The sequence below is a fragment of the Massilia sp. Root133 genome (assembly GCF_001426525.1).
In the GTDB taxonomy this organism is placed as follows: Bacteria; Pseudomonadota; Gammaproteobacteria; order Burkholderiales; family Burkholderiaceae_D; genus Telluria; species Telluria orientalis.
This window is the reverse complement of record NZ_LMEW01000001.1, coordinates 377,211-401,521: the sequence shown is the minus strand read 5'-3', so window position 1 is coordinate 401,521 and position 24,311 is coordinate 377,211. Positions and strand designations below refer to the sequence as shown.

22 protein-coding genes are annotated in these 24,311 nt (G+C 67.6%); 9 read left to right on the top strand and 13 right to left on the bottom strand.

The window, feature by feature from the left end:
• Positions 1-76: 76 nt before the first annotated feature.
• The 6 genes from hydA to ASD28_RS01815 all read right to left on the bottom strand — a co-directional run bounded on the left by hydA (position 77) and on the right by ASD28_RS01815 (position 8,604).
• Complete coding sequence (gene hydA / locus ASD28_RS01840; protein ID WP_056123059.1) at positions 77-1,465, bottom strand: dihydropyrimidinase; 1,389 nt, start codon at positions 1,463-1,465, stop codon at positions 77-79.
• Between the two features lie 15 nt (positions 1,466-1,480).
• Positions 1,481-2,968: an NCS1 family nucleobase:cation symporter-1 gene (locus ASD28_RS01835; RefSeq protein ID WP_056123057.1), complete on the bottom strand. Its 1,488-nt coding sequence runs from the start codon at positions 2,966-2,968 to the stop codon at positions 1,481-1,483.
• A gap of 25 nt (positions 2,969-2,993) precedes the next feature.
• A complete protein-coding gene (gene preA / locus ASD28_RS01830; RefSeq protein ID WP_056123055.1) occupies positions 2,994-4,280 on the bottom strand; it encodes an NAD-dependent dihydropyrimidine dehydrogenase subunit PreA in 1,287 nt (428 codons plus the stop codon).
• Positions 4,280-5,644, bottom strand: a complete 1,365-nt coding sequence (locus tag ASD28_RS01825; protein WP_056123052.1) for an NAD(P)-dependent oxidoreductase — start codon at positions 5,642-5,644, stop codon at positions 4,280-4,282. The genes preA and ASD28_RS01825 overlap by 1 nt, the downstream gene beginning before the upstream one ends.
• A gap of 143 nt (positions 5,645-5,787) precedes the next feature.
• Complete coding sequence (locus ASD28_RS01820) at positions 5,788-7,278, bottom strand: CoA-acylating methylmalonate-semialdehyde dehydrogenase (protein WP_056123049.1); 1,491 nt, start codon at positions 7,276-7,278, stop codon at positions 5,788-5,790.
• A gap of 9 nt (positions 7,279-7,287) precedes the next feature.
• Complete coding sequence (locus tag ASD28_RS01815; protein WP_056123045.1) at positions 7,288-8,604, bottom strand: aspartate aminotransferase family protein; 1,317 nt, start codon at positions 8,602-8,604, stop codon at positions 7,288-7,290.
• A 171-nt stretch (positions 8,605-8,775) separates the two neighbouring features.
• Here ASD28_RS01815 and ASD28_RS01810 point away from each other — a divergent pair, with 171 nt between their 5' ends.
• The 3 genes from ASD28_RS01810 to ASD28_RS01800 are packed head-to-tail and all read left to right on the top strand — an operon-like array spanning position 8,776 to position 11,413.
• Positions 8,776-10,200 carry a PLP-dependent aminotransferase family protein gene (locus tag ASD28_RS01810; RefSeq protein ID WP_056123042.1) on the top strand — a complete coding sequence of 475 codons (1,425 nt, stop codon included), beginning with the start codon at positions 8,776-8,778 and terminating at the stop codon, positions 10,198-10,200.
• A gap of 11 nt (positions 10,201-10,211) precedes the next feature.
• Positions 10,212-10,874, top strand: a complete 663-nt coding sequence (locus ASD28_RS01805; RefSeq protein WP_056123039.1) for a TetR/AcrR family transcriptional regulator — start codon at positions 10,212-10,214, stop codon at positions 10,872-10,874.
• Positions 10,862-11,413 (top strand): GNAT family N-acetyltransferase, encoded by a 552-nt coding sequence (locus ASD28_RS01800; RefSeq protein WP_056123036.1) that lies wholly within the window; start codon positions 10,862-10,864, stop codon positions 11,411-11,413. Before ASD28_RS01805 ends, ASD28_RS01800 begins: the two co-directional genes overlap by 13 nt.
• Positions 11,414-11,417: 4 nt before the next feature.
• On the opposite strand, the gene gcvA is transcribed toward ASD28_RS01800, so the two are convergent.
• A complete protein-coding gene (gene gcvA, locus ASD28_RS01795) occupies positions 11,418-12,299 on the bottom strand; it encodes a transcriptional regulator GcvA (protein ID WP_056123033.1) in 882 nt (293 codons plus the stop codon).
• Between the two features lie 97 nt (positions 12,300-12,396).
• Here gcvA and ASD28_RS01790 point away from each other — a divergent pair, with 97 nt between their 5' ends.
• On the top strand, positions 12,397-13,797 hold the full coding sequence (locus ASD28_RS01790) for an amidase (RefSeq protein ID WP_056123030.1): 1,401 nt from the start codon (positions 12,397-12,399) through the stop codon (positions 13,795-13,797).
• A gap of 1 nt (position 13,798) precedes the next feature.
• On the top strand, positions 13,799-14,974 hold the full coding sequence (locus ASD28_RS01785) for an MFS transporter (protein WP_056123026.1): 1,176 nt from the start codon (positions 13,799-13,801) through the stop codon (positions 14,972-14,974).
• On the opposite strand, the gene ASD28_RS01780 is transcribed toward ASD28_RS01785, so the two are convergent.
• Both ASD28_RS01780 and ASD28_RS01775 read right to left on the bottom strand, forming a co-directional pair.
• Positions 14,975-15,592, bottom strand: coding sequence for a glutathione S-transferase family protein (locus tag ASD28_RS01780; protein ID WP_056123022.1), 618 nt, complete (start codon positions 15,590-15,592; stop codon positions 14,975-14,977). It abuts the gene before it with no gap.
• Between the two features lie 60 nt (positions 15,593-15,652).
• A complete protein-coding gene (locus ASD28_RS01775; protein WP_056123019.1) occupies positions 15,653-16,345 on the bottom strand; it encodes a YafY family protein in 693 nt (230 codons plus the stop codon).
• 189 nt (positions 16,346-16,534) lie between these two features.
• Here ASD28_RS01775 and ASD28_RS01770 point away from each other — a divergent pair, with 189 nt between their 5' ends.
• From ASD28_RS01770 to ASD28_RS01755, 4 genes are read left to right on the top strand one after another with little or no spacing between them, the layout of a single operon-like run.
• Positions 16,535-16,801 carry a hypothetical protein gene (locus tag ASD28_RS01770; protein WP_056123017.1) on the top strand — a complete coding sequence of 89 codons (267 nt, stop codon included), beginning with the start codon at positions 16,535-16,537 and terminating at the stop codon, positions 16,799-16,801.
• Between the two features lie 13 nt (positions 16,802-16,814).
• Positions 16,815-17,705 carry a sensor histidine kinase gene (locus tag ASD28_RS01765; RefSeq protein ID WP_056123014.1) on the top strand — a complete coding sequence of 297 codons (891 nt, stop codon included), beginning with the start codon at positions 16,815-16,817 and terminating at the stop codon, positions 17,703-17,705.
• A gap of 2 nt (positions 17,706-17,707) precedes the next feature.
• Positions 17,708-18,490, top strand: coding sequence for a LytTR family DNA-binding domain-containing protein (locus ASD28_RS01760; RefSeq protein ID WP_056123011.1), 783 nt, complete (start codon positions 17,708-17,710; stop codon positions 18,488-18,490).
• A gap of 22 nt (positions 18,491-18,512) precedes the next feature.
• Positions 18,513-18,947 carry a VOC family protein gene (locus tag ASD28_RS01755; protein ID WP_056123008.1) on the top strand — a complete coding sequence of 145 codons (435 nt, stop codon included), beginning with the start codon at positions 18,513-18,515 and terminating at the stop codon, positions 18,945-18,947.
• A 137-nt stretch (positions 18,948-19,084) separates the two neighbouring features.
• Here ASD28_RS01755 and ASD28_RS01750 read toward each other — a convergent pair whose 3' ends face one another.
• The 4 genes from ASD28_RS01750 to ASD28_RS01735 all read right to left on the bottom strand — a co-directional run bounded on the left by ASD28_RS01750 (position 19,085) and on the right by ASD28_RS01735 (position 24,304).
• Entirely contained in the window at positions 19,085-19,822 is a 738-nt protein-coding gene (locus tag ASD28_RS01750; RefSeq protein WP_056123005.1) for a DUF2076 family protein, read from the bottom strand.
• 111 nt (positions 19,823-19,933) lie between these two features.
• Positions 19,934-20,341: a cytidine deaminase gene (locus tag ASD28_RS01745; RefSeq protein WP_056123002.1), complete on the bottom strand. Its 408-nt coding sequence runs from the start codon at positions 20,339-20,341 to the stop codon at positions 19,934-19,936.
• 110 nt (positions 20,342-20,451) lie between these two features.
• The gene (deoA, locus tag ASD28_RS01740) at positions 20,452-21,774 is read right to left on the bottom strand and encodes a thymidine phosphorylase (RefSeq protein ID WP_056122999.1); all 1,323 of its coding nucleotides are present in this window, start codon (positions 21,772-21,774) and stop codon (positions 20,452-20,454) included.
• A gap of 139 nt (positions 21,775-21,913) precedes the next feature.
• On the bottom strand, positions 21,914-24,304 hold the full coding sequence (locus tag ASD28_RS01735) for an aldehyde dehydrogenase family protein (RefSeq protein WP_371831800.1): 2,391 nt from the start codon (positions 24,302-24,304) through the stop codon (positions 21,914-21,916).
• Positions 24,305-24,311: the final 7 nt, after the last annotated feature.

Sequence of the window (24,311 nt, the reverse complement as noted above, 5' to 3'; positions counted from 1 at the left end):
TGCGATCTGGTGGCGTCAACAATGCGCGCAGGCTCAGCATGGATTCCCGCTTCCGCGGGAATGACGTGCGTAGCGTTCAAATAGTGCTGGTGAAAGCCGGCCGCTCCACATATCGCCCGGCCCCACGCTCCGCCCGCAAATCCCCATTCGCATACACGAGCTTCCCGGCCGCCACCGTGTGCGTGGGAATCCCGCGCACCGTGCGCCCTTCGAACACGTTGAAGTCGCCCTTCGAATGCTGCGTCGCGGCCGACAGCGTGCGCGTCCCCTGCGGGTCCCACACGACGACGTCGGCATCCGCCCCCACGGACACGGAACCCTTGCGCGGATAAATATTAAAAATCTGGGCCGCATTGGTCGACGTCACGCGCACGAATTCGGAGGGCGTCAGACGCCCCGTGTTCACACCCGCGTCCCACACGACGGCCATGCGTTCCTCGACGCCGCCGCAGCCGTTGGGGATGCGCGTGAAATCGTCCGCGCCCATTCCCTTCTGGCCGGCGCAGAACGTGCAGTGGTCGGTCGCCGTCGTGTGCAGGTTGCCGCCCTGGAGACCCTGCCACAGCGCCGTCTGATGGTGGCTGGAGCGGAACGGGGGACTCATCACGTAGGCGCGCGCGACTTCGGGATCGGCGTGGCGGTAAACGCTGTCGTCGATGACGAGGTGGCCCGCCAGCGCCTCGCCGTACACGCGCTGGCCGCGTGCGCGGGCGCGCGTGATGGCCTCCAGCGATTCGGCGCACGACACGTGCACGATGTACACGGGCGTGCCCAGCACGCCCGCGATGGCGATCGCGCGGTTGGCCGCTTCGGCCTCCACTTCCGGAGGACGCGACAGCGGATGCGCTTCCGGCCCGCGGATGCCCTTCGCCAGCAGTTCGCGCTGCAACTGGTAGACCAGCTCTCCGTTCTCAGCGTGCACGGTCGGGATCGCGCCCAGTTCGAGCGCGCGCCGGAAGCTTTTCACCAGCGTCTCGTCGTCGGCCATGATGGCGTTCTTGTACGCCATGAAGTGCTTGAAGCTGTTCACGCCGTGGCGCTTGACGAGCGTACCCATGTCTTCGTGCACCGTGTCGTCCCACCACGTGACGGCGACGTGGAACGTGTAGTCGGCCGCGGCCTTTTCAGCCCAGCCGCGCCACGTCTGGAATGCGTCCATCAGGCGTTGTTTCGGGTCGGGGATGACGAAGTCGATGATCGTCGTCGTGCCGCCTGCGAGGCCCGCCGCCGTGCCGGTGTAAAAATCGTCGGCGGTGACGGTGCCCATGAACGGCAGCTGCATGTGCGTGTGCGGGTCGATCCCGCCCGGCATCACGTACTGGCCGCCGGCATCGATCACTTCCGCGTGCGCGGGCGCCTCCAGGTTCTCGCCCACGGCGACGATCTTGCCGCCTTCGCACAGCACATCGGCACGAAATGCACGGTCGGCGTTCACCACCGTACCACCGCGTATCAACAGGGTCATTGACGTCTCCTCGGGTCAATCGAGCGAACGGGCCGGATGCAGCGCCGGCGCCGCCCTGCCCTTCATCATGATGCCGTACACGACCGCGGAAATCGCGATCCCGACGAACCACGCATAGGTGTACAGGGTTTTGAACGCGGCGCCCACGTCCGGGAACGATTCCGGAAACGCCGCGTTCATGAAACCCGGGATGTTCGGCAGCACGCCGGCGACGAAGGCGACGATCGCCGCCGGGTTCCAGCCGCCGCGATAGCCATAGATGCCGTCGTCCTTGTACAGGTGGTCGACCGCCAGTTGCGTGCGGCGGATCAGGTAGTAGTCGATGATCAGCACGCCCGCGATGGGGCCCAGCAGCGCGGAATAGCCGATCAGCCAAGTGAAGATATAGCCCTGCGTCGATTCCAGTATCTTCCACGGCATCATCGCGAGCGCGATGCCGGCCGTGATGTAGCCGCCCGTGCGGTACGAGATGCGGCGCGGCGCCAGCGCGGAAAAGTCGTAGGCCGGGCCGACGAGGTTGGCGGCCAGGTTGACGCTGACCGTGTCGACCAGCAGGACAATCAATGCGATCAGCACCGCGGCGCCCGTCATGCGGCTGGCCAGGTCGACCGGGTCCCACAACGCCTTGCCGTACAGGACGACGGTGGCCGACGTGACGATGACGGCCAATGCCGCCAGCAACCCCATCGGCACGGGCAGGCCGACGGACTGGCCCAGGATCTGGTCGCGCTGCGTGCGCGCGAAGCGGGTGAAGTCGGGGATGTTCAGCGCGAGCGTGGCCCAGAACCCGACCATCGCCGTCAGCGACGGCCAGAACGTGGACCAGAACTGGCCGGCCTTCTTGCCGCCTTCGACGAATTGCGACGGCGCGTCCAGCAGCGGGCCGAAGCCGCCCGCTTTCTGGTAGACCCAGCCGAGCAGCACGAAGCAGATCGCGATCTTCAGCGGCGCCGTGTACGTCTCCAGCTTGCGGATCGCATCCATGCCGTGCACGATGAAATAGAACTGGATCGCCCAGAACGCGAGGAAGCACAGCAGCTGCGCGCCGTTGATGCCCAGGCCGGCCAGCCTTGCGCCGCCGATCTCGTGCCCGGCCAGCACGCCCAGCAGCGTGTAGATCATGCTGCCGCCGAACCACGTCTGGATGCCGTACCAGCCGCACGCGACGATGGCGCGCATCAGCGCCGGCAGGCGCGCCCCGCGCGTGCCGAACGCGGCGCGCGCCAGCACGGCGTACGGGATGCCGTACTTGGTGCCGGCGTGGCCGATCAGCAGCATCGGCAGCAGCACGATGGCGTTCGCGAGGAACACGGTGAACACGGCCTGGTACGCGGACATGCCGGCCTCGATCAGGCTGGCGGACAGCGTATAGGCCGGGATGCACATCACCATGCCGACCCACAGGGCGGCGAAGTGATACCAGCGCCACGTGCGCTGGGCGGCGCTCGTCGGCGCGAGGTCTTCGTTCCAGAGATCCTGGTTCGTTGCGGGGTCTGGGCTCATCGGGGCGGTCTCCGTGGGGTGGGCGTTACACACCGTCCAATAGTACTCCCTCGGCCCTCGGATTCCGGGGATCCTGCGTCCAGTTCATATAGGGCTTGCCCGTCTCCTGCGGCACCATCGTGATGCAGCCCTCGACCGGACAGGTGATCTCGCACAGGTTGCAGCCGACGCACTCCTCGGCGATGACTTCGTACTTGCGCGCATTCCCGTCGACGAGCCGCGCGACCGCCTGGTGCGACGTGTCCTCGCACGCCACGTGGCAGCGGCCGCACTGGATGCACTTGTCCTGGTCGATGTGCGCGATGACCTGGTAATTCATGTCCAGGTATTTCCAGTCCGTCGTGTTCGGCACGGCCTTGCGCGAGAACGCGGCGATGTTTGCATAACCCTTGCTGTCCATCCAGCGCGACAACCCGTCCTTCATCTCCTCGACGATGCGGAAGCCATGCAGCATCGCGGCCGTGCACACCTGTACCGAGCCGGCGCCCAGCGCGATGAACTCGGCCGCGTCGCGCCAGTTGCCGATGCCGCCGATGCCGGAGATCGGCAAGCCTTGCGTCACCGGATCGCGCGCGATCTCGGCCACCATGTTCAGCGCGATGGGCTTGACGGCCGTGCCGCAATAGCCGCCGTGCGTGCTGGCGTTGCCGACCGCGGGGAACGCGACCATGCGGTCCAGGTCCAGGTGCGTGATCGAATTGATCGTGTTGATCAGCGAGACCGCATCCGCCCCGCCCGCCAGCGCCGCCCGTGCGGGCGCGCGCACGTCGGTGATGTTGGGCGTCAGCTTGACGATCACCGGCAGCCGCGTGGTCGTCTTGCACCAGCGCGTGACGAGTTCGATCAGGTCCGGCTGCTGGCCCACCGCCGCGCCCATCCCGCGCTCGGGCATGCCGTGCGGGCAGCCGAAGTTCAGTTCGATGCCGTCCGCGCCCGTCGCCTCGACGAGCGGCAGGATCTCGCGCCACGGCGCTTCCTCGCACGGCAGCATCATCGACACGACCAGCGCCCGGTCGGGCCAGGCCTTCTTGACGGCCGTGATCTCGCGCAGGTTGATCTCGAGGCTGCGATCCGTGATCAGCTCGATGTTGTTGAAGCCGATGACCTCGCGGTTTTTCCCGTGCAGCGCGGAATAGCGCGACGACACGTTGACGGCCGGCGGATCCTCGCCCAGCGTCTTCCACACGACGCCGCCCCACCCCGCCTCGAAGGCGCGCACGACGTTATAGGCCTTGTCGGTCGGCGGTGCGGACGCCAGCCAGAAAGGGTTCGGCGACTTGATGCCGCAAAAATCGATGCTCAGGTCGGCCATCATGCCTCCGCTTTGGAAAGGATGTCGTCATGGATCGCCAGCGCCGCCAGTTTGCCGTGCTGGACGGCCTGCACCGTCAGGTCCTGCCCCGGCGCCACGCAGTCGCCGCCCGCGTACACGCCCGGCAGCTTGGTGCGGAAGCGCGCGTCGACGTGGATCTTGTCACCTTCACGTTCGAGCTCGCACGCGAGCGGATCGGACAGGGCGTCTCCGTCCATGTGCTGGCCGATGGCCTTGAACACGGCATCGGCCGCGATGTCGATGAACGCGCCCGTGCCGGCGAGGCGGCCGTCCTCCAGCCGCGTCTCCTCGAAGCGCATGCCGCGCACGCGGCCCGCAGCGTCCAGCAGGATCTCGTGCGGCGCGGCCCACGTGCGGATGCGCACGCCGTTCGTCTTCGCGATCTCGATCTCGTGGCCGGTCGCGCTCATCGCCTCGACACCGCGGCGGTACACCAACGTGACATCTTCCGCGCCCAGGCGCCCGATCTGCACGGCCATGTCGACGGCCGTGTTGCCGGCCCCGATCACGACCGCGCGCTTCGGTACCGGCAGCGCCGCGAGGTCCGCGGCCTGGCGCAACGTGGCGATGTAGTCGACGGCGGCCGCGAGGCCCGGCGCATCCTCGCCCGTCAGGCCGAGACGGCGGCTGGCGCCGAGGCCCAGGCCGAGGAACACGGCGTCGTAGCGCGTGTGCAGGTCCTGCAGGTGCAGGTTGCTGCCCAGGATGCGGCCGTACTGGATCTCGATGCCGCCGATCGACAACAAGAAATCCACCTCGCGCTGGGCGAAGTCGCCCGGCAGCTTGTACTTGGCGATGCCGTATTCGTTCAGGCCACCGGCCTTGTCGCGCGCTTCGAACACGACGACGTCATGGCCCAGCAGCGCGAGCCGGTGCGCGCACGACAGCCCGGCCGGGCCGGCGCCCACGACGGCGATCGTCCTGCCGGTCGATGGCGCGCGCCGGAAGGGGTGATCGGCGAAGTGGGCGTTGTCGATGGCATGGCGCTGCAGCAGGCCGATCTTCACGGGCTGGCCTTCGGCGTCGTCGTTGCGCACGCAGGCGTCCTCGCACAGGATCTCCGTCGGGCACACGCGCGAACAGCTGCCGCCGAAGATGTTCTGCTTGAGGATGTTGACCGCGGCGCCCTCCACATTGCCCTCGTGGATGTTGCGGATGAAGCTCGCGACGTCGATGCCCGTCGGGCAGGCGCGGGTACAGGGCGCGTCGTAGCAGTACAGGCAGCGGGCGCTTTCGATGGCGGCCTGGCGCGCGGTCAGCGCCGGGGCCAGGTCCGTGAAGCGCTCGGACAGGGCCCCGTGCGTGCCGGCGGCGGGGGGCAGGTGGTGGAGTGACTCGATCATGAAGCATCCCTTCTTTTCGTAGTGACTCAAAAAAACCACCGTCGCTCCCGCGCAGGCGGGAGCCCAAGTTGCGTGCGTCGTCGAGATGCGTGCGACTTGGGTCCCTGCCTTCGCAGGGACGACGTATCAACGGATCGTGTCCGTCATTTCATCTGCGGGAACGCGAACTCCACCCCGCTGCTCGCGGTATTCGGCCAGCGCTGCATCACAGCCTTGTGCCGCGTATAGAACCGCACGCCCTCCGGCCCGTACGCATGGTGGTCGCCGAACAGGCTTTTCTTCCACCCGCCGAAGCTGTTGAACGCCATCGGCACCGGCAGCGGCACGTTCACCCCGACCATGCCCACCTGCACCTGGCGCACGAATTCGCGCGCCACGCCGCCGTCGCGGGTGAATACGGCGACGCCGTTGCCGTACTCGTTGCGGTTGATGAGGGCCAAAGCGCTGCCCACGTCGGGCAGGCGCACGACGCACAGCACGGGGCCGAAGATTTCCTCCTTGTAGATGGACATCGAAGGCTGGACGTGGTCGAACAAGGTGCCGCCCACGAAGAAGCCGTTGTCGCGCTCCGGCACCTTGAAGCCGCGGCCGTCGACGACCAGCGTCGCGCCCTGCTCCACGCCTTCCCCGATCAGTTTTTCGATGCGCTGCTTGGCCGCCTGCGTGACCACGGGCCCCATCTCCGCACCATCCGCCATGCCGTCCGCGATTTTCAGGGCGCGGGTGCGCTCGGCCAACCGCGCGACCAGTGCGTCGCCCGCGTCGCCGATCGCGACCGCCACCGAGATCGCCATGCAGCGCTCGCCGGCCGATCCGTACGCGGCGCCGATGAGTGCATCGACCGCCATGTCCATGTCGGCATCCGGCATCACGACCATGTGGTTCTTCGCGCCGCCCAGCGCCTGCACGCGCTTGCCGGCAGCGCTGCCGCGCGCATAGATGTATTCCGCGATCGGCGTCGAGCCCACGAAGCTGACGGCCTGGATGTCCGGGTGATCCAGCAGCGCGTCGACCGCGCCTTTGTCGCCCTGGACGACGTTGAACACGCCGTCCGGCAGCCCCGCTTCTTTCAGCAGCCGCGCATGCAGCAGCGACGCCGACGGATCGCGTTCGGACGGTTTCAGGATGAACGTGTTGCCGCACGCGATGGCGACCGGGAACATCCACATCGGCACCATCACGGGGAAGTTGAACGGCGTGATGCCCGCGACGACGCCCAGCGGCTGGCGCATCGACCAGGCGTCGATGCCGCGCGCGATCTGGTCCGTGAATTCGCCCTTGAGCAGCTGCGGGATGCCCACCGCGAACTCGACGACTTCGATGCCGCGGGCGACTTCGCCGCGCGCGTCGGCGAACGTCTTGCCGTGTTCGCGCACGACCAGCGCCGCGAATTCGTCCGTGTGGCGCTGGCACAGCTGCAGGTAGTTGAACAGCACGCGGGCGCGGGCCAGCGGCGGTGTCGCGGCCCAGGCGGGGAATGCGGCGCCGGCGGCCGCCACGGCGGCGGCGACGTCGTCGTCGCTCGCCAGCGCCACGCGTGCACAAGGCTCGCCCAGCGCGGGGTTGTAGACGTCGGCGAAGCGTTCGCCGCCGTCAAGCACGCGGCCGCCGATAAAGTGGTTGATGGTCTCCATGGTCGCCTTTCAGTCGAGGTTTTTCAGGACGGCGGCCAGCTTGCCGAACAATTCGTCGATATGTTTTTTCTCCAGCACGAGCGGCGGCGACAGCGCGATGATGTCGCCCGTCGTGCGGATCAGGATGCCGTCCGCGAAAGCCTGCTTGAACGCGGCAAAGGCACGCGCGCCTGGCTTGCCGGGGATGCTTTCCAGCTCGATGCCGGCGACGAGGCCGATGGTGCGGATGTCGATCACGTGCGGCAGGCCGCGCAGGCTGTGCACCGCGTCTTCCCAGTACGGTTGCAGTGACTTCGCGTTTTCCAGGATGCCCTGCTCCTTGAAGACTTCCAGCGTGGCGATCGACGCGGCGCACGCGAGCGGGTGGCCGGAATACGTGTAGCCGTGGAACAGTTCGATGCCGGCCGGCGCTTCCATGAACGCGTCGTGGATGAATTTTTTCGAGAACACGGCGCCCATCGGCACGGTGCCGTTGGTGAGGCCTTTCGCCGTCGTCATCATGTCCGGCTCGACGTCGAAGTAATCGACGGCGAACGGCGTCGTCAGGCGGCCGAAGCCCGTGATCACTTCGTCGAAGATCAGCAGGATGCCGTGCTTCGTGCAGAGTTCGCGCAGGCGCTTCAGGTAACCCTGCGGCGGAATCAGCACGCCCGTCGATCCGGCCACGGGTTCGACGATGACGGCGGCGATGGTCGACGCGTCGTGCAGCGCGACGATGCGTTCCAGTTCGTCGGCCAGTTCCGCGCCATGTTCCGGCTCGCCGCGCGAGAACGCGTTCTTGCCGAGATTGTGCGTGTGCGGCAGGTGATCGACACCCGGCAGCAGCGGCCCGAAGGCCTTGCGATTCGGGCCGATGCCGCCGACGGACAGCCCGCCGAAGCCGACGCCGTGATAGCCCCGCTCGCGCCCGATCAGCCGCGTGCGGCCGGCGTCGCCGCGGGCCTTGTGATACGCGAGCGCGATCTTGAGGGCCGTGTCCACCGCTTCCGAGCCGGAATTCGTGTAGAACACGTGGCCGAACTTGTGGTTCGTGTAGTCCATCAGGCGTTCGGCCAGGTCGAAGGCGGCCGGGTGGCCCATCTGGAACGTCGGTGCGAAGTCGAGCTGGCCGACCATCTCGCTGACGGCGGCGACGATCTTCGGCTGCGCGTGGCCGCACGGGACGCACCACAGGCCGGCGGTGCCGTCGAGGACCGCGTTGCCGTCGACGTCCTTGTAATACATTCCTTGTGCCGAGACGAGGAGGCGCGGATGGGCCTTGAAGTCACGGTTGTTGGTGAATGGCATCCAGAAGGATGACATCGATTCGGGTCTGGACTCGTTCATGCGACTCCCCTTTTAGAATCAGTGGCCAGTACAAAATTTACCAACTGGCAAAAACAATGATGCAATAATAGACAGCAGTACAACAGTGGCACATATACACAGTCTGCGAAAATGGCCAACCGTATAGGTAGCATAGCCTGTACAGTTTCGGACGTCGCGCGATGGAGGCGCATGGAACCCACCGAAAAGAGCGAGAGCGAGGGATGGCCGGTGCTGGCGATCGACCGCCAGCGCCGCGGCAGCCTGGTCGACCAGATCGTCGCGGCCATCGCCGAGATGGTAAATCGGCGCACGCTGCCCGCCGGGACGAAGATGCCGTCCGTTCGACAATTCGCAAAAGTGAATGGCGTCAGCACCTTCACCGTCGTCGAATCGTACGACCGCCTGCTGCACCTGGGCCTGCTGTCATCGCGGCGCGGGTCCGGCTTTTTCGTCGCGCGCGGCGCGGAAGCCCCGGCGCAGCAAGCGTGCCTCCCCGCGGCCGCCAATGTCGTCGACACGCTCACGCCCGACCTCTATTCCGGCCAGACGGATGCGCTGCCCGTCGGCGCCGGCTGGCTGCCGCCCGAGTGGTATGGCGAATCGACGATCCTCGACGCGGTGCGCCACGCGATGAAGATCCCGGCCGGCCGCCTGCGCGGCTACGGCCATCCGCTCGGCTTTCCCAGCCTGCGCCAGCATCTCGCCACGACGCTGTCGGCCGATCTGTGCGCGGTTGAACCGGAACAGATACTGCTCACGCACGGCGCCACGCATGCGTTCGACCTCGTGCTGCGCACGCTCACGCGGCCGGGCGACGTCGTGTTCGTCGAGGATCCCGGCTACGGCAATCTGCTCGCGCTCGTCCGGCATCACGGCTGCGAGGCCGTCGGCATCCCGCGCGGCGCCCATGGCCTGGACATGGACGTCCTCGCGCGCGAGTCCCAGGCGCGCCAGCCGAAGCTCATGTTCGTCAACACGGTGCTGCAGAATCCCCTCGGCACGTCGCTGTCGCAGGCGCAGGCGCACCGGCTGCTCGCGCTGTCCGAGCAGTACGATTTCTGGCTCGTCGAGGACGACATCTACCGCGAACTGGCCGCCCGCGGCGACTCGTCGCTGGCCGCCATGGACGGGCTGCGCCGCGTGATCCGCATCGGCAGCTTTTCCAAGACCCTGTCGCCCGTGCTGCGCGTGGGTTCCGTTTGCGCGTCGGGCTCGTTGATGCCGGAACTGGTGCGCGTCAAGATGCTCACGGGCCTGACGACGTCCGAGGTGAACGAACGCGCCGTGTACGATGCCGTCAGCAGCCGCGCCTACCGCAAGCAGGTCGAGCGCCTCGTGCTGCAGCTGGACGACGCGCGCGAGCTGGCGCTGGAGCGCCTCGGCGGCGCGGGCCTCGTGCCGCTGGCCCGGCCGCGCGGCGGGATGTTCGTCAGCGCAGGCTGGCCGGCGCAAAAACAAAGCGGCCGCGCCATCGCCGAACGGGCGCTGCGCGCGAGCATCCTGCTGGCGCCGGGCGAATTCTTTGCGCTGAAGCCGCCCGCCACGGCCTGGTTCCGCTTCAACGTCGCCTATGCCCACGAGCCGGCCCTGCTCGACTTCCTGCGTTCGATTTGAGGAGAACACCCATGACCGTTGCCCCCGTCAAACACCGCGTCAGTCATCGCATCAGTCACCGAGACAGAGTCGAAGCGACCATCCTCGGCGAAGCCGTGCGCCAGTTCGCCGAATGCGGCTACGAAGGCACGTCGATCGCCACCGTCGCCGAGCGCGCGGGCCTGTCGAAGCAGAACCTGATGTACTACTTCCCGACCAAGCAGGCCCTGTACCAGCGCGTGCTCGACAACGTGCTGGACGACTGGCTCGCGCGCATGGCCAGCCTCGCGGATCCGGGCAAGGACCCGGGCGACGTCCTGCGCGCCTATGTGCGCGCGAAGCTGACGTTCTCGCGCGAGCAGCCGCTCGCGTCGCGCGTGTATGCGATGGAAGTGATCGGCGGCGCCAAGCTGTACGCCGACCAGATCCGCCGCCGCGTGATCCCGCTGCTGCGCGCGGACATCGCCGTGTTCGAGCGCTGGATCGCGGAAGGAAAAATCGCGCCCGTCAACGCCACCCATCTGCTGTTCGCCGTCTGGGCGATGACGCAGTCGTACGCCGACTTCGCCGCCCAGATGACGCTCGTGCTCGACCGCGAACAATTGGAACCATCCGACTTCGACGACGCCGAGCGCCTGATCACGGGCATGGTCCTCGCCGCCGTCGGCCTCCAGGAGAATCCATGCCCACCCTGAGCCCCATCGAACTGTTCACACCCCGCCTGAAACTGCGCTGGATGGACGAGCGCGACGTCGACGCGCACTATGCCGTGTTTGCCGATCCGGAAGTGGCGCGCTACTGGAGCAGCGGGCCGTGGACGTCGCTCGACCAGTCGCGCGAGCATATCGCCGCCACCCAGGCCGCCTATGCGGACGGCAGCGGCATGCGCCTGGGCGTGGAACTGATCGACACGGGAGAACTGATCGGCAACGTGAGCCTGCACCGCTTCGTCGACACCAGCCGCCGCTGCGAAATGGGCTACGCACTGGCCCGCGCCCACTGGGGCGGCGGCTACGTCAGCGAGGCGCTGCGCGCGCTGCTGGCCTACGGTTTTACGACGCTGGACCTGAACCGCATCGAGGCCGACGTCGACCCGCGCAACGGGGCGTCCGCGCGGGTGCTGGAAAAGCTGGGCTTTCAAAAGGAAGGCTATATGCCCGAGCGCTGGATCGTGCAGGGCGAGCCCGCCGATACGGTGTATTACGGCCTGCTGCGCCGGCACTGGAACGGGTGATCCGCTAGTCCACCGCCAGGATCCAGTCGCGCAGCGCGGCCACCTTCGGGTTGTCCTGCCGGGCCTCCGGATAGACCAGGTAGTAGGCGAACGTCTCCATGTGGGCCGGTTTCGCGAGGCTGACCAGGCGCCCGGCGTCCACCTCGTGCGCCACCATCGCGGCCGGCAGCAGGCCGGCGCCCTGCCCGGCCAGGACTGCAGCGAGCAGCAGGCTGGCGTCGTCGAACGACGGGCCGCGCGGCAGCGCGACGTCGTCCACGCCGTTTGCCTGGAACCACAAGCTCCATCCCTTGCGGTCGGCGTCGTGCACGTGCGGCCAGCGCGCCAGGTCCGCAGGAGATGACGGCAAGCCAAGGCGTTCCACGAGGGCCGGCGCGGCCACCGGCACGATCTCGACGGAGGCCACGCGATAGCTGCGCAAGCCGGGATAGCGGCCCGCGCCGTGCCGGACGGCGACGTCCACGCCGTCGCGCGCAAAATCCGCCAGCGCGGTGCTGGTCACGATATGCAGGTCGATGCCGGGATGCGCGTCGCGGAACCGCTGCAGGCGCGGCATCAGCCACGCGGACGCGAAGAACGGCGTGACGCTCAACGTCAGCGTGCCGGCATCCGCGGACGCCGCGAGGCGCTGCGTGGCCTGCGCGATCTGCCGGAAGGCGTTGCGCACGGGCGGCAGGTAGTCGCGGCCCGCCTGGGTCAGCAGGATGCCCCGGTTGACCCGCTCGAACAGCTTTACGCCGAGGTGCTCCTCCAGTTGCCGCACGAGCTGGCTGACGGCGCCCGGCGTCACGCACAACTCTTCCGCCGCGGCTTTCACGGACAGGTGCCGCGCGGCGGCTTCGAACGCGCGCAGCGGCTTCAAGGGCGGCACCGGTTCACGGATCATTTAGAAAATCTCAATTGAAACAGACAGGAAAACTCGGTTGTGCCACTGTCACGCCGAGGCTACAGTACCCGCATTGTAAGCCGATTCAGGAAAGAGAATGACTAAACCGACAGACGTCCTGCACTATCGCGACATCGGCGCGCTTGCGGCCCTGATCCGCAACCGCGACGTGTCTTCCCGCGAGGTGACGCAAGCGCTGCTCGATCGCATCGCCGCGCTCGACGGCGACCTGCATGCGTACGCGCTGGTGCTGGCCGACGCCGCGCGCGCGCAAGCCGACGCGGCCGACAGGGAGATCGCGGCCGGCGGATGGCGCGGGCCGCTGCACGGCGTGCCGATCGCGGTGAAGGACTTGTTCGACATCGAAGGTGTGCCGACGCGCGCCGGCATGCGGCTGCGCAGCCAGCCCGTCGCCACCCGCGACGCGACGGTGGTGCGGCGCCTGCGCGACGCCGGCGCTGTCCTCATCGGCAAGCCCGAGCTCACCGAAGGCGCGTATTCCGATCACCACCCGGCCGTCAGCCCGCCGCGCAATCCGTGGCACGCGGACTATTGGCCGGGCATCTCGTCGAGCGGTTCCGGCGTCGCCGTCGCGGCAGGCATGGCATATGGCTCGCTGGCCTCGGATACGGGCGGGTCGATCCGCTGGCCGTCCGCGGCGAATGGCCTCACGGGACTGAAGCCGACGTGGGGCCGCGTGAGCCGCCACGGCGCGGCCGAACTGGCGGCGTCGCTGGACCATGTCGGGACCATGGCCCGCAGCGCCATCGACGCCGGCATCCTGCTGGGCGCCATCGCGGGGGCCGATCCGGACGACCCGACGGCGTCGCTGATGCCTGTCCCCGACGACACGGCAGGCGCCGGCATCGCGGGCTGGCGCATCGGCGTGGACGCGGCGTGGAACCGCGACGGCGTGGACGCCGGCACGCGCGCGGTCCTCGCCGACGCGCTCGCGACGTTTGCCGCGCTGGGCGCCGGCATCGTCGACGTCCGCTTCCCCGACGTCGCGCAGGCCGTCGCCGACTGGGTACCGCAATGTGCCGTGGAGGCGGCCGTGGCGCACCGGGACCGCTATCCGCGCATGCAAGCGGATTACGGCGCCGTCCTCGCGGCGGTCATCGAGGCCGGCAAGGCGTTGTCCGGCACCGATTACCAGGCCATCCTGCTGCGGCGCGCGGCCTTCCGCGGCCGTGTCGACCGGGTCCTCTCAGCCGTCGACGTCCTGCTCACGCCCGTGCAACCGTTCGCCCCGCTCACGCTCGCGCAGATCCGGACGCTGGGTGAGCAGCCCGACCTCATCGCCGGGCTGCAGCGCTACACGTGCCCCTTCAACATGTCCGGCCATCCGACGCTCACGCTGCCGGGCGGCTTCACCGACGCTGGCATGCCGGTCGGCCTGCAACTGGTGGCGCCCCGCTGGCGTGAGGACGCGCTCGTACGCGCCGGCGCCGCGTTCCAGGCGCGAACGCCATGGCACCGGCGCCATCCAGAGCGCTAGCATGGGATCGCGTGTCTTCTATGGCTGGGTCGTCGTCGCGGCGGCGTTCGCGGTCTGTTTCGTCGGATTCGGCTGCGCGTACACGTTCAGCGCGTTCGTGCCGGCGCTGCAGCGGGACTTCGCGGCGTCGCGCGGGTCCGTGTCGCTCGTGTTTTCGCTGGCGGGGTTCCTGTATTTTGCGCTGGGCGTCGTCAGCGGCCCGCTCGCGGACCGCTGGGGCGCGCGCCGCCTGGCCATGCTCGGCATGCTGCTGGTGGGCGCCGGCCTCGCGCTGGCCGGCGTCGCGCGCAGCCTGCATGCGGTGTACGCGGCCTACGGCCTCGGCGTCGGCCTGGGCATCGGTTGTGCGTACGTGCCCGCGCTGGGCGCCGTGCAGCGCTGGTTCGTCACGCGCCGCGGCGTCGCATCGGGCCTCGCAGTCAGCGGCATCGGCGTCGGCACGCTGGTCATGCCCCCGCTCGCGACCGCGCTGATCGACGCGCTGGGATGGCGCGGCGCCTACCTCGCGCTCGGCTGCGGCGCCGCCGTCGCCGGCATCGGCATGGCCGCGCTCATTGCCGACGATCCCGTCGACAAGGACATGGGGCCGGCCCGCGTCCATGCCGGCATGCTGCTGCGCGAGGCCGTCCGGTCGCGGCAATTCGCATTGCTGTACGCGGCCTGCCTGGTCTGCTCGTTCGGGGTGTTCGTGCCGTTCGTCCACCTGGTGCCGTATGCGCTGGACCACGGCATCGGCCAGAAGGACGCGGCTTACCTGCTGGGGTCGATCGGCATCGGCAGCACGCTGGGCCGGTTCTTCCTCGGTGGACTGGCGGACAGGGTCGGGCGACTGGCGTTCCTGCTGGCGATGTTTGCGGGCATGGCTGCCGCACTGGCGGTGTGGGCCGTCTCGACGGGCTTCCTCGCACTGGCCGGGTTCGCCCTGCTGTTCGGCCTGTTCTACGGCGGCTGGGTCGCGATCATGCCGCCCGTGGTGACGGATTTGTTCGGCAACCGCCAGGTCGGCAGCATCATCGGCGTCCTGTACACGAGCGTCGCGGTGGGTACGCTGCTCGGACCCACCGCGGCCGGCTATCTGTTCGACGCGAGCGGCAGCTATACGGTGCCGATCGTGGCCAGCGCAGCCGTCAACGTCGCCGCGGCGGGGATCGCCGCGCTGGTGGGCAGGCCGGCCTGATCACCATTCGTGCGCCGTCCGCTGCCACGCCGGCAGCGCCTGAATGCGCTCGAACCAGGCCAGCAGGTGCGGATACGCATCCAGCGGCAGGTGCGCCCTGTCCTTGTACATGAGCGGCGCCGCGACGGCGTAGTCGGCCAGGGTCACGCCGTCGCCGGCGAGCCAGTTGCGCGTGGCCAGGTGCTGGTCCAGCACGCGGGCCGCCTCGGCCAGGTCGGCTGCGCCGCGCGCGACTTCCGTCGGATCGGCGTCCTGGCCGGTGACGAATTTCTTCCAGAGGTGTTCCCACGTGAACACGCCGATGGCCGGAGCGAAATGCTGGCAGGCCCAGAACATCCAGCGGCCGACGTCCGCGCGCGCCCGGCGCTCCTGCGGCCACACGGTCTGGCCGGGCGTGCCCTCGGCCAGGTATTGCATGATCGCGCACGATTCCCACAGGATGAAGTCGCCGTCGATCAGCACGGGCAGCTTGGCGTTCGGATTGACCTCGCCAAGGCGACGGCGGTCGTCCTGGCTGGCCAGGTTGATCTGGATGAGGTCGAACTCGATGCCGAGGTGGTCGGCTGCCAGCAGCACGCGGCGGGTATTGGACGAGTAGTGGTTGTAATAAAGCTGCATGGCCGTCTCCTGTGGGTTGGTTGATGCGTTTATGTTAAGACGGGCCACTGACAGATCCTGTCAGGAGTATTCCGGAATGTCGTACAGCTTGCGCCACTCCCGCAGCAGCTGGTGCCGCGGCGACGGATAGCGCTCCGTGCTCGGTTCGGCCCGGACGATGCGGTCGACGCGGAAGTGGCGGATCGCATCGCGCAGTTCGCACCACGCCGCCATCACGCGCTTGCCCTCGAAGAACGCGAGCGCGAACGGCCACACGATGCGCTCCGTCGCCGTGTCGCGCTCGTCGCGGTAGGCGATGCGCAGCTTGCACTGGCGCCGGATCGCCTCGCGCGCGGGCTGGATGAACGCCTCGACCGGCGCCGCTTCCGGAAAGGCCGGCACCCACAGGCTCATCTCGGCCATGTGGTCGCGCAGGTCGCGCGGCGTGGCCGTCGCGATCTTGGCCAGGGAGCGGTCGGCCGCGTCGGACAGCGCCGCGTCGCCCTGCTGGCGCACCCAGCGCGCGCCCAGCACGAGGGCTTCCAGCTCGTCGGCGTCGAACATCAACGGCGGCAGGAAAAAGCCCGTGCGCAGCACATAGCCGACACCGGCCGAGCCCTCGACGGGCGCGCCCAGTTGCACGAGCGTCTGGATGTCGCGGTAGATCGTGCGTTCCGACACGCCGAGGCGTTCGGCCAGGGCACTGGCCGTCACGGGGCGGCGGTGGCCGCGCAGGGCGTCCATCAGCTGGAACAGGCGTCCGGTGCGGCTCATGGCAGGCGTAAAAGTTTCATGGACGACATCATATTACGCCGGACCGGCGGGGTCCAGACGCCCCCGCCCATCCGGCCGCACGACCAGTCATCCCGCATTTTCGGCAGTTCGTCGGCGCCCCGTGGCCACGATGCCTGCAGGGATGTAGAGTGACTCCATCGAAACAAGTTCCAACCGCAAGGAGTGATCATGACCAGGACCTACCACCGCAGCTTCGGCGCCACGCTGGAAGACCTCGCCCGCGACATCGTCGACGCCTGCCGCCGCGCCGCGCGCGCCATCGCCGTGATGCCGTGGCCCGCGATGCTGGTGTGCTGCATCGCCCTCGCCGTCGTGATCAGCATCCTGCCGCTCGCATTGTTCCTGTTCGTCCTGTTCATGGGCATCAAGGTGATCATCGGCGCATTCGTCGTGGACCAGCGCCGCACAAGCCGCGACCACTACAGCGAGAAATAAGCAGGAGAGCATCATGCGCGCCAGCGACATCAACCGCGTACTCGACTTCGTACGCGACGCCTTCCACGAAGCCAGCAAGCTGTGGTGGCGCTTCTTCGACTGGCTCGCCGTCGTCGAATGGCGCCAGCTGTTCCTCACGTGGTTCTTCGTCGTGATCTTCTTCCAGCTCGTGAATACGCCCGAGCCGGGTTTCTGGTACATCTTCATCTCGTTCGCCGTCAAGGTGCTGGCGGGCGGCAAGCGCAAGGCGGAGCTGATGGCGCGCGAAGCCACGGCGCAGGCCAACGTCGCCACGCTGGAACGCCGCCTGATGGAGGCGCAGATGGCCGCGCTGCAGGCGCAGGTCGAACCGCACTTCCTGTTCAACACGCTGGCCCTGATCGGCCAGCTGATCGAGACGGACCCGAAGGAAGCGGCGCGCGTGCATGCCCACCTGATCGACTACCTGCGCTCGACCCTGCCGCAGATGCGCCAGCGCGGCGGCACGACACTGGGCAAGCAGGTCGAGCTGTCGCGGGCTTACCTCGCCATCATGCAGGCGCGGATGAAGGAACGGCTCAACGTGCGCTTCGACGTGCCCGACTTCCTCGGCAGCGCCCCGTTCCCGCCGATGATGCTGCAGACCCTGATCGAGAACGCCATCAAGCACGGCCTGGAGCCGAAGATCGAAGGCGGCACAGTCGCCGTGCGCGCCCACGTGGTGGGGGCTGACCTGCACGTGGAAGTGTGCGACGATGGCGTCGGCATCGATCCGCACGCGGACGACGGCGTCGGCCTCGCGAACATCCGCGAGCGCCTGCAACTGCTGTACGGCGCGGAAGCGTCGCTGGCCATCTCGACCCCGCCGGGCGGCGGCGCCTGCGCCACGATCCGGCTGCCCTACAAGATGATGGAGGATGCTTGAACATGGTTACCGCCCTGATCGCCGACGACGAAGCCCCGATGCGCGACCTGCTGCGCACACGCCTGCAGCAGGCGTGGCCCGACCTGCAGATCGTCGCCGAGGCCGCGAACGGCGTGGAAGCCGTCGAGCTGGGCGAAAAGCTGCGGCCCGACATCGCCTTCCTCGACATCCGCATGCCGGGCCTGTCCGGCATCGAAGCGGCGCGGCGGCTGTACGAGAGGTCGCACATCGTGTTCGCCACGGCCTACGACCAGTACGCGCTGGACGCGTTCGAACAGGGCGCGCTCGACTATCTGCTGAAGCCCGTGTCGGCCGAACGGCTCGCGACCACCTGCGCGCGGCTGCAGGCACGCCTGCACAAACGTTCGTCGGCCGATGCCGCGCCCCCACAGGATATCGGCCAGCAACTGGCGAAGCTGACCACCTTGCTGGAAAACAAGGGCAAGCCCGAAAAGCCAACTTACCTGCGCTGGATCCAGGCCCAGGTCGGCGCCAGCCTGCGCATGGTGAGCACGCGCGAGATCCTGTTCTTCCAGTCGGACGAAAAATACACGCGGGTGCAGACGGGCGCTGCCGAGTTTCTGATTCGCAAGACGCTGAAGGAATTGCTGGACGAACTCGACCCGGACGAGTTCTGGCGCATCCACCGCTCGACGCTCGTGCGCGTGGACGCCATCGCCGAAGTGAAACGCGACCTGCGCGGACGCCAGATGCTGAAGGTGCGCGGCTATCCGGGCGAGTTGGAAGTGAGCCGCAACCACAGCTATCTGTTCCAGCAGATGTGAATCAATCCCATAGGAGACCGCCATGCCCTCGATCGCCATCCCCTGCCTGCGCTACCGCGACACCCCGGCCGCCATCGACTGGCTGTGCGAAGTCTTCGGCTTCGCCTGCCAGGTCGCCGTGCCCGGCATCGACGGCGCCATCGCCCACGCGCAACTGACGCTCGGCGACGGCATGATCATGCTGGGCTCGGTCAGCGACGAGGGAGAATATGGCAAGGTGCTGGTGCAGCCGGACGAGATCAAGGGCCGCCAGACCCAGACCGTCTACCTGCAGGTGAACGACGCCGACCGCGTGTGCGAGCGCGCGCGCAATGCCGGCGCCATCATCCTGCAGGAACCGAGCGACACGGAGTTCGGCAGCCGCGGTTTCATGTGCCGCGACCTCGAAGGCCATGTGTGGAATGTGGGGACGTACGATCCGTGGAAGCCGGAGGATTTGTTTGCCACGAATTCATAGCTACCGTCGCCCCCGCGGAGGCGAGAACCCATAATGAGGCACCGAAGTCAGACGTTAAAAATATTTCGGTGCCTCCGAGATACCGAATTCTGTAAGTCGGCATGGATTCCCGCTGGCGCGGGAATGACGAGCTTATCTCAGCTGAACAGCCCTTCGTCGGAACCATCCCCGTCGAAAAAGCCCTGCCCGCCGTCGATGCTGCCATTGTCGACACTGCTGTCGAACAACCCTTCCGACGAGCCATTGTCCAGCACACGGTCCACATCGCCCAGCCCCGCCTGGTCGGCCAGTGAGCTGCCGGACTGGTCGCTGAACAGGTTGTTGCTCGGATCGTCGCTGTTCAACAAGCGGTTGCCGCCTTGGTCGTGGTGGCCGAACATGTTCTCCAGGCCCTGGAAGAGGAAGCCGCCGGCCGCGACACCCGCCGCCGTCGCGGCGATCGAGCCGAGCGTGCCGCCAAAGCCGCCGAAGCCGCCGCGCAGGAAGCCCGACGACGGTGCCGACTGATATTGCGGCTGCTGATACTGCGGCTGATTTTGCGGTTGGGATTGGTACGGCTGCTGGGTATCGCGCTGGTAGGACTGCGCCGGCGGCGTCCTGCCGCTATTGCCCCACGAGTTTGCGTCGAGGAATTTACCGTCGTCACCTTGCTGACCGGAACGTACCTGGTTTTCCAACGACGCGATGCGGTCCTTGGCATTGTTCAGCGCCTGTTCGAGCAGCAACGCCCTTTGCACCAGCAGGTAGGCGGCATCGGGCTGCTGGGCCACGGCGCGCTGGATCAGGGCATCCGCTTCCGGGTCTTTCTGGATGCCGCGGGCCTGGATCAACTGGCTCAGGAAATCGTGCAACATCTGCGAATCTTGCGGGCTCATGACGTCTGCTCCTTTGAATGGTCGGATAGCCCACATGTTGTGGGCCCGTCCTTGAATTCAAGTTTGACAGCATCCGGGCAAGATTGCCTTAAACGGCGCTGAACCGTGCGCTCAAGACTTCTGGAGGTCGCGCCCGCCGAACGCGTTCGGCAACTGTGCGGCCGCGGTCGTCTCCATCACGTCGCCCTTCAGGTTCGCCAGCACGACCGCGAGGTCGTTGCCGCCCAGTTCCAGGATCACCTGGCGGCAGGCGCCGCACGGGGCGATCGGACCGTCGGTGTCGCCGATCACGGCCAGCGCCGCGAAATCGCCCGGCACGTAGCCGTGCGCGATGGCGGAAAAGAATGCCGTGCGCTCGGCGCAGTTGCACAGGCCGTAGGATGCGTTCTCGACGTTACAGCCGCGGAACACGCGGCCGTCCTTCGTCTCGAGCGCGGCGCCCACCTTGAAGCGCGAATAAGGCACGTAGGCCAGTTCGCGCGCGGCGCGGGCTTCGTCGATCAGTGTTTCGTATTTCATGGGGACTCCCAGGAACGTCGTCCCGAAGGCGGGGACCCAATTTTGCTTGCGTATCGACTACGCAGGTAACTTGGGCTCCTGCCTCCGCGGGAGCGACGGTAGATATGATCTTATGGGCGAATGGTCTTGTAGATCATCGGCTGCGCGGCAGGCTGTTCGGCCGCGATGCGGTAGGCCGCCTGCACTTCGCGCACGGCGCGTTGCGCGGCATCCTGCGTGCGCGCGTGGACGAGCGCCAGCGGCTGGCCCGCTTCCAGTCGCGTGCCCAGCTCGACGAGGTCCGTGAGGCCGACGGCGAAGTCGATCGGGTCCTGTGGACGGATACGCCCGCCGCCCAGGCCGACGACGGCCAGGCCCAGGCCGCGGCAATCCGTCGCGTACGCGTAGCCCGATTCGAGCGCCGGCACAGGCACGACGACCGGCGCCTTGGCGAGGTGCGCGTCCGGATTGTCCATCAGGTCGGCCGGACCGCCCAGCGCCTTGACCATGCGCGCGAAACGCTCGGCCGCTTCGCCCGAATCCAGCGCGTGCTGCAGCTTGGCGCGCGCTGCCTCGTCGGTGGCGGCGAGGCCGGAGATGACGAGCATCTCGGCGCACAGCGCGATCGTCACTTCGTGCAGGCGGGCCGGGCGCGATTTACCCGTCAGGTAGTCGATCGCGACGCGCACCTCGACGGCATTGCCGGCCGCCGGGCACAGCGACTCGTTCATGCCGGTCAGGATCGCGGACGTGCGCGTGCCCGCACCGTTGCCCACGTGGACGATGGATTCCGCCAGCTCGACGGATTTTTCATACGTCGGCATGAACGCGCCGCTGCCGGCCTTGACGTCCATGACGAGGGCGTCGAGGCCCGCCGCCAGCTTCTTCGACAGGATCGAGCCCGTGATCATGGCGACGGATTCCACGGTGGCCGTCGTGTCGCGGATGCTGTAGAAACGCTTGTCGGCCGGCGCCAGCTGCGCGGTCTGGCCGATGATGGCGACGCCGACGTCCTTGACGATCTTGCGGAACAGTTCCGGATCCGGCACGGTGCAATAGCCGGGAATCGAATCGAATTTATCGAGCGTGCCGCCCGTGTGACCGAGGCCGCGGCCGGAAATCATCGGGACAAAGCCGCCGCATGCCGCGACCATCGGGCCGAGCATCAGCGACACGACGTCGCCGACGCCGCCCGTCGAATGCTTGTCGACGACGGGGCCGGGCAGGTCCAGCGACTTCCACTCCATGACCTGGCCGGAATCGCGCATCGCGAGCGTGAACGCGACGCGCTCGTCCATCGACATGTCGTTGAAGTAAACGGCCATCGCGAGCGCGGCGATCTGGCCTTCGGTGACGCTGCCGTCCGGGATGCCGCGCACGAAGAAGCGGATCTCTTCCGCGGTCAAGGTGCCGCCGTCGCGTTTTTTACGGACGATTTCCTGGGGGAGGAACATAGGTTATCCCGTTTAAGAGTTTTCTCTAAAACGTCATTCCCGCGGAAGCGGGAACCCATGCTGAGCGATCGAAGTCGACTTCGGTGCCTCAGTATGGATTCCCGCCTGCGCGGGAATGACGGGCTTGGGGTTCCGGGCCTCAAACGCCGTACGGAATCCACACATTCTTGACCTGGCTCGCGTGCTGCAGCACCGCGCGCCCGCCCGCCTGCTTCGCATCGAACCAGTCGCGCCCTTTCGCGCCGCCCGTCCACGTGCGCTTCAGCGACTCGGCCGACAGGCGCTCGACTTCCGCGCAGCCTTCCGCCGAGCCATCGTGGCGCCACACGGCATCCACGTCGAAGTGCGACGCCAGCGTGCGGGCCAGTTCGTCGTGGCTGCCCGTGACGATGTTCAGCGCGCCGCCCGGCAGGTCGGACGTGTCCAGCACCTGGTACAGGTCCGTGCTTGAGAGCGGATGCGCTTCCGACGGCACCGCCACGACGCGGTTGCCCAGCGCCAGTGCCGGCGCGACGAGCGAGATGAAGCCCAGCAGCGGGTTCTCGTTCGGGCACACGATGCCGATCACGCCCACCGGTTCGTTCAGCGCGACGGTGATGCCGTGCATCGGCGGCTGATGCGCCAGCCCGTCGTATTTGTCGGCCCATGCGGCCCAGTAGAACAGGCGCTCGACTGACGCTTTTACTTCGCCTTCGGCATCCTTGGCACCGGTCTGCGCAAAGATGCGCGCCGCGAATTCGTCGGCGCGGATCGCCAGGTTCTCGGCGATGTAGTACAGCACCTGCGCGCGATTGTGCGCGGTCGCCTTCGCCCAGCCGGACGCCTTGTGCGCCGCTTCGACGGCGTTGCGGATGTCCTTGCGGTTGCCCTCGCCCACGTCGGCCAGGAACTCGCCGCCCGCGCCATGGATCGCGCGGCTGTACGCGCCGTCCGGGCGCGCCTGTTTGCCGCCGATGTACAGCTTCGCCGTGCGGTCGATCGTGAACGGGCTGTCGCCACTTGCCAGTTTTACCTTGCCCTTCTCTGCCACGACCGGTGCGGCCGGACGCGCATCTTCCGCCAGCGGCACCAGGTATTCCGTCATGCCCTCTTTACCGCCCTCGCGGCCGAAGCCCGATTCCTTGTAGCCGCCGAAGCCGCACGCGGCATCGAACTGGTTCGCCGTGTTGATCCACACGACGCCGGCCTTGATCTGGGGAGCGACGTCCAGCGCGAGGCTGATCGACTCGCTCCACACGCACGCGGCCAGGCCGTACACGGTGTTGTTCGCGAGTTGCACGGCTTCGCCCGGCGTGCGGAAGCTCGACGCGACGAGCACGGGGCCGAAGATCTCGGTCTGCGACACGGTGGCCGACGTCGACGCGCCCGTGATCAGGGTCGGCAGATACCACGAACCGGCAACCGGCGTTTCGCCTTGCGGCTGCCAGATCTCGCAGCCTTCGGCACGCGCCGCTTCCACGAGGCCGTGGATGCGCTGCTGCTGCACCGGATCGACGAGCGCGCCGATGTCGTTCGATTTGTCCAGCGGCGAGCCGACGCGCAGGTTCTGCATGCGCGCCTTGACCTTCTCGATGAAGCGCGGGTAGACGCTTTCCTGCACGAGCAGGCGCGAACCGGCGCAGCAGACCTGGCCCTGGTTGAACCAGATCGAATCGACGAGGCCTTCGACGGCCGCATCCAGGTCGGCGTCGTCGAACACGATGAACGGCGACTTGCCGCCCAGTTCCAGCGACAGTTTCTTGCCCGTGCCGGCCGTGGCCTTGCGGATGATGCGGCCCACTTCCGTCGAGCCGGTGAACGCCAGCTTGTCGATGCCCGGGTGGTTGACGATCGCCTCGCCCACGCGGCCGTCGCCGGTGACGATGTTGACGACGCCGGCCGGCACGCCGGCCTGCTGGCAGATCTCGGCGAACAGCAAGGCGGTCAGCGACGTGTACTCGGCCGGCTTGAACACGATGGTGTTGCCGGCGGCGAGCGCGGGCGCGATCTTCCAGGCCAGCATCAAGAGCGGGAAGTTCCACGGCACGATCTGGCCGACGACGCCGACGGCGCGGTAGTCCGCGAATTCTTCCGACTGCAGCTGGGCCCAGCCGGCGTGGTGGTAGAAATGACGGGCGGCCAGCGGCAGGTCGGCGTCGCGCGTTTCGCGGATCGTCTTGCCGTTGTCCAGCGTCTCGAGCACGGCGAACAGGCGCGCGTGCTTTTGCAGCAGGCGCGCCAGCGAATACAGGACTTTCGCGCGGCCGTGGCCACCGAGGGCGACCCAGCCCGGCTGCGCGCGGCGCGCGGCGTCCACGGCGCGGTCGACGTCGGCCTGGCTCGCCTGCGTCACCTGCGCCAGCTCGCTGCCGTCGGCCGGGTTGAACGAGCCGAACGTCGCAGTGTCGTCACCTTCGGCATCCGTCCAGGTGCCGTCGACGAACAGGCCGAAACGGCGGCCATGGGCGTCCAGCCATGCTTGCGCTTCCTTGGTGCTCTCGGGTGCGGGGCCGTAATCCATCGTTTGCAGAATCTCTTTAATAGTGGGCATGACAGGT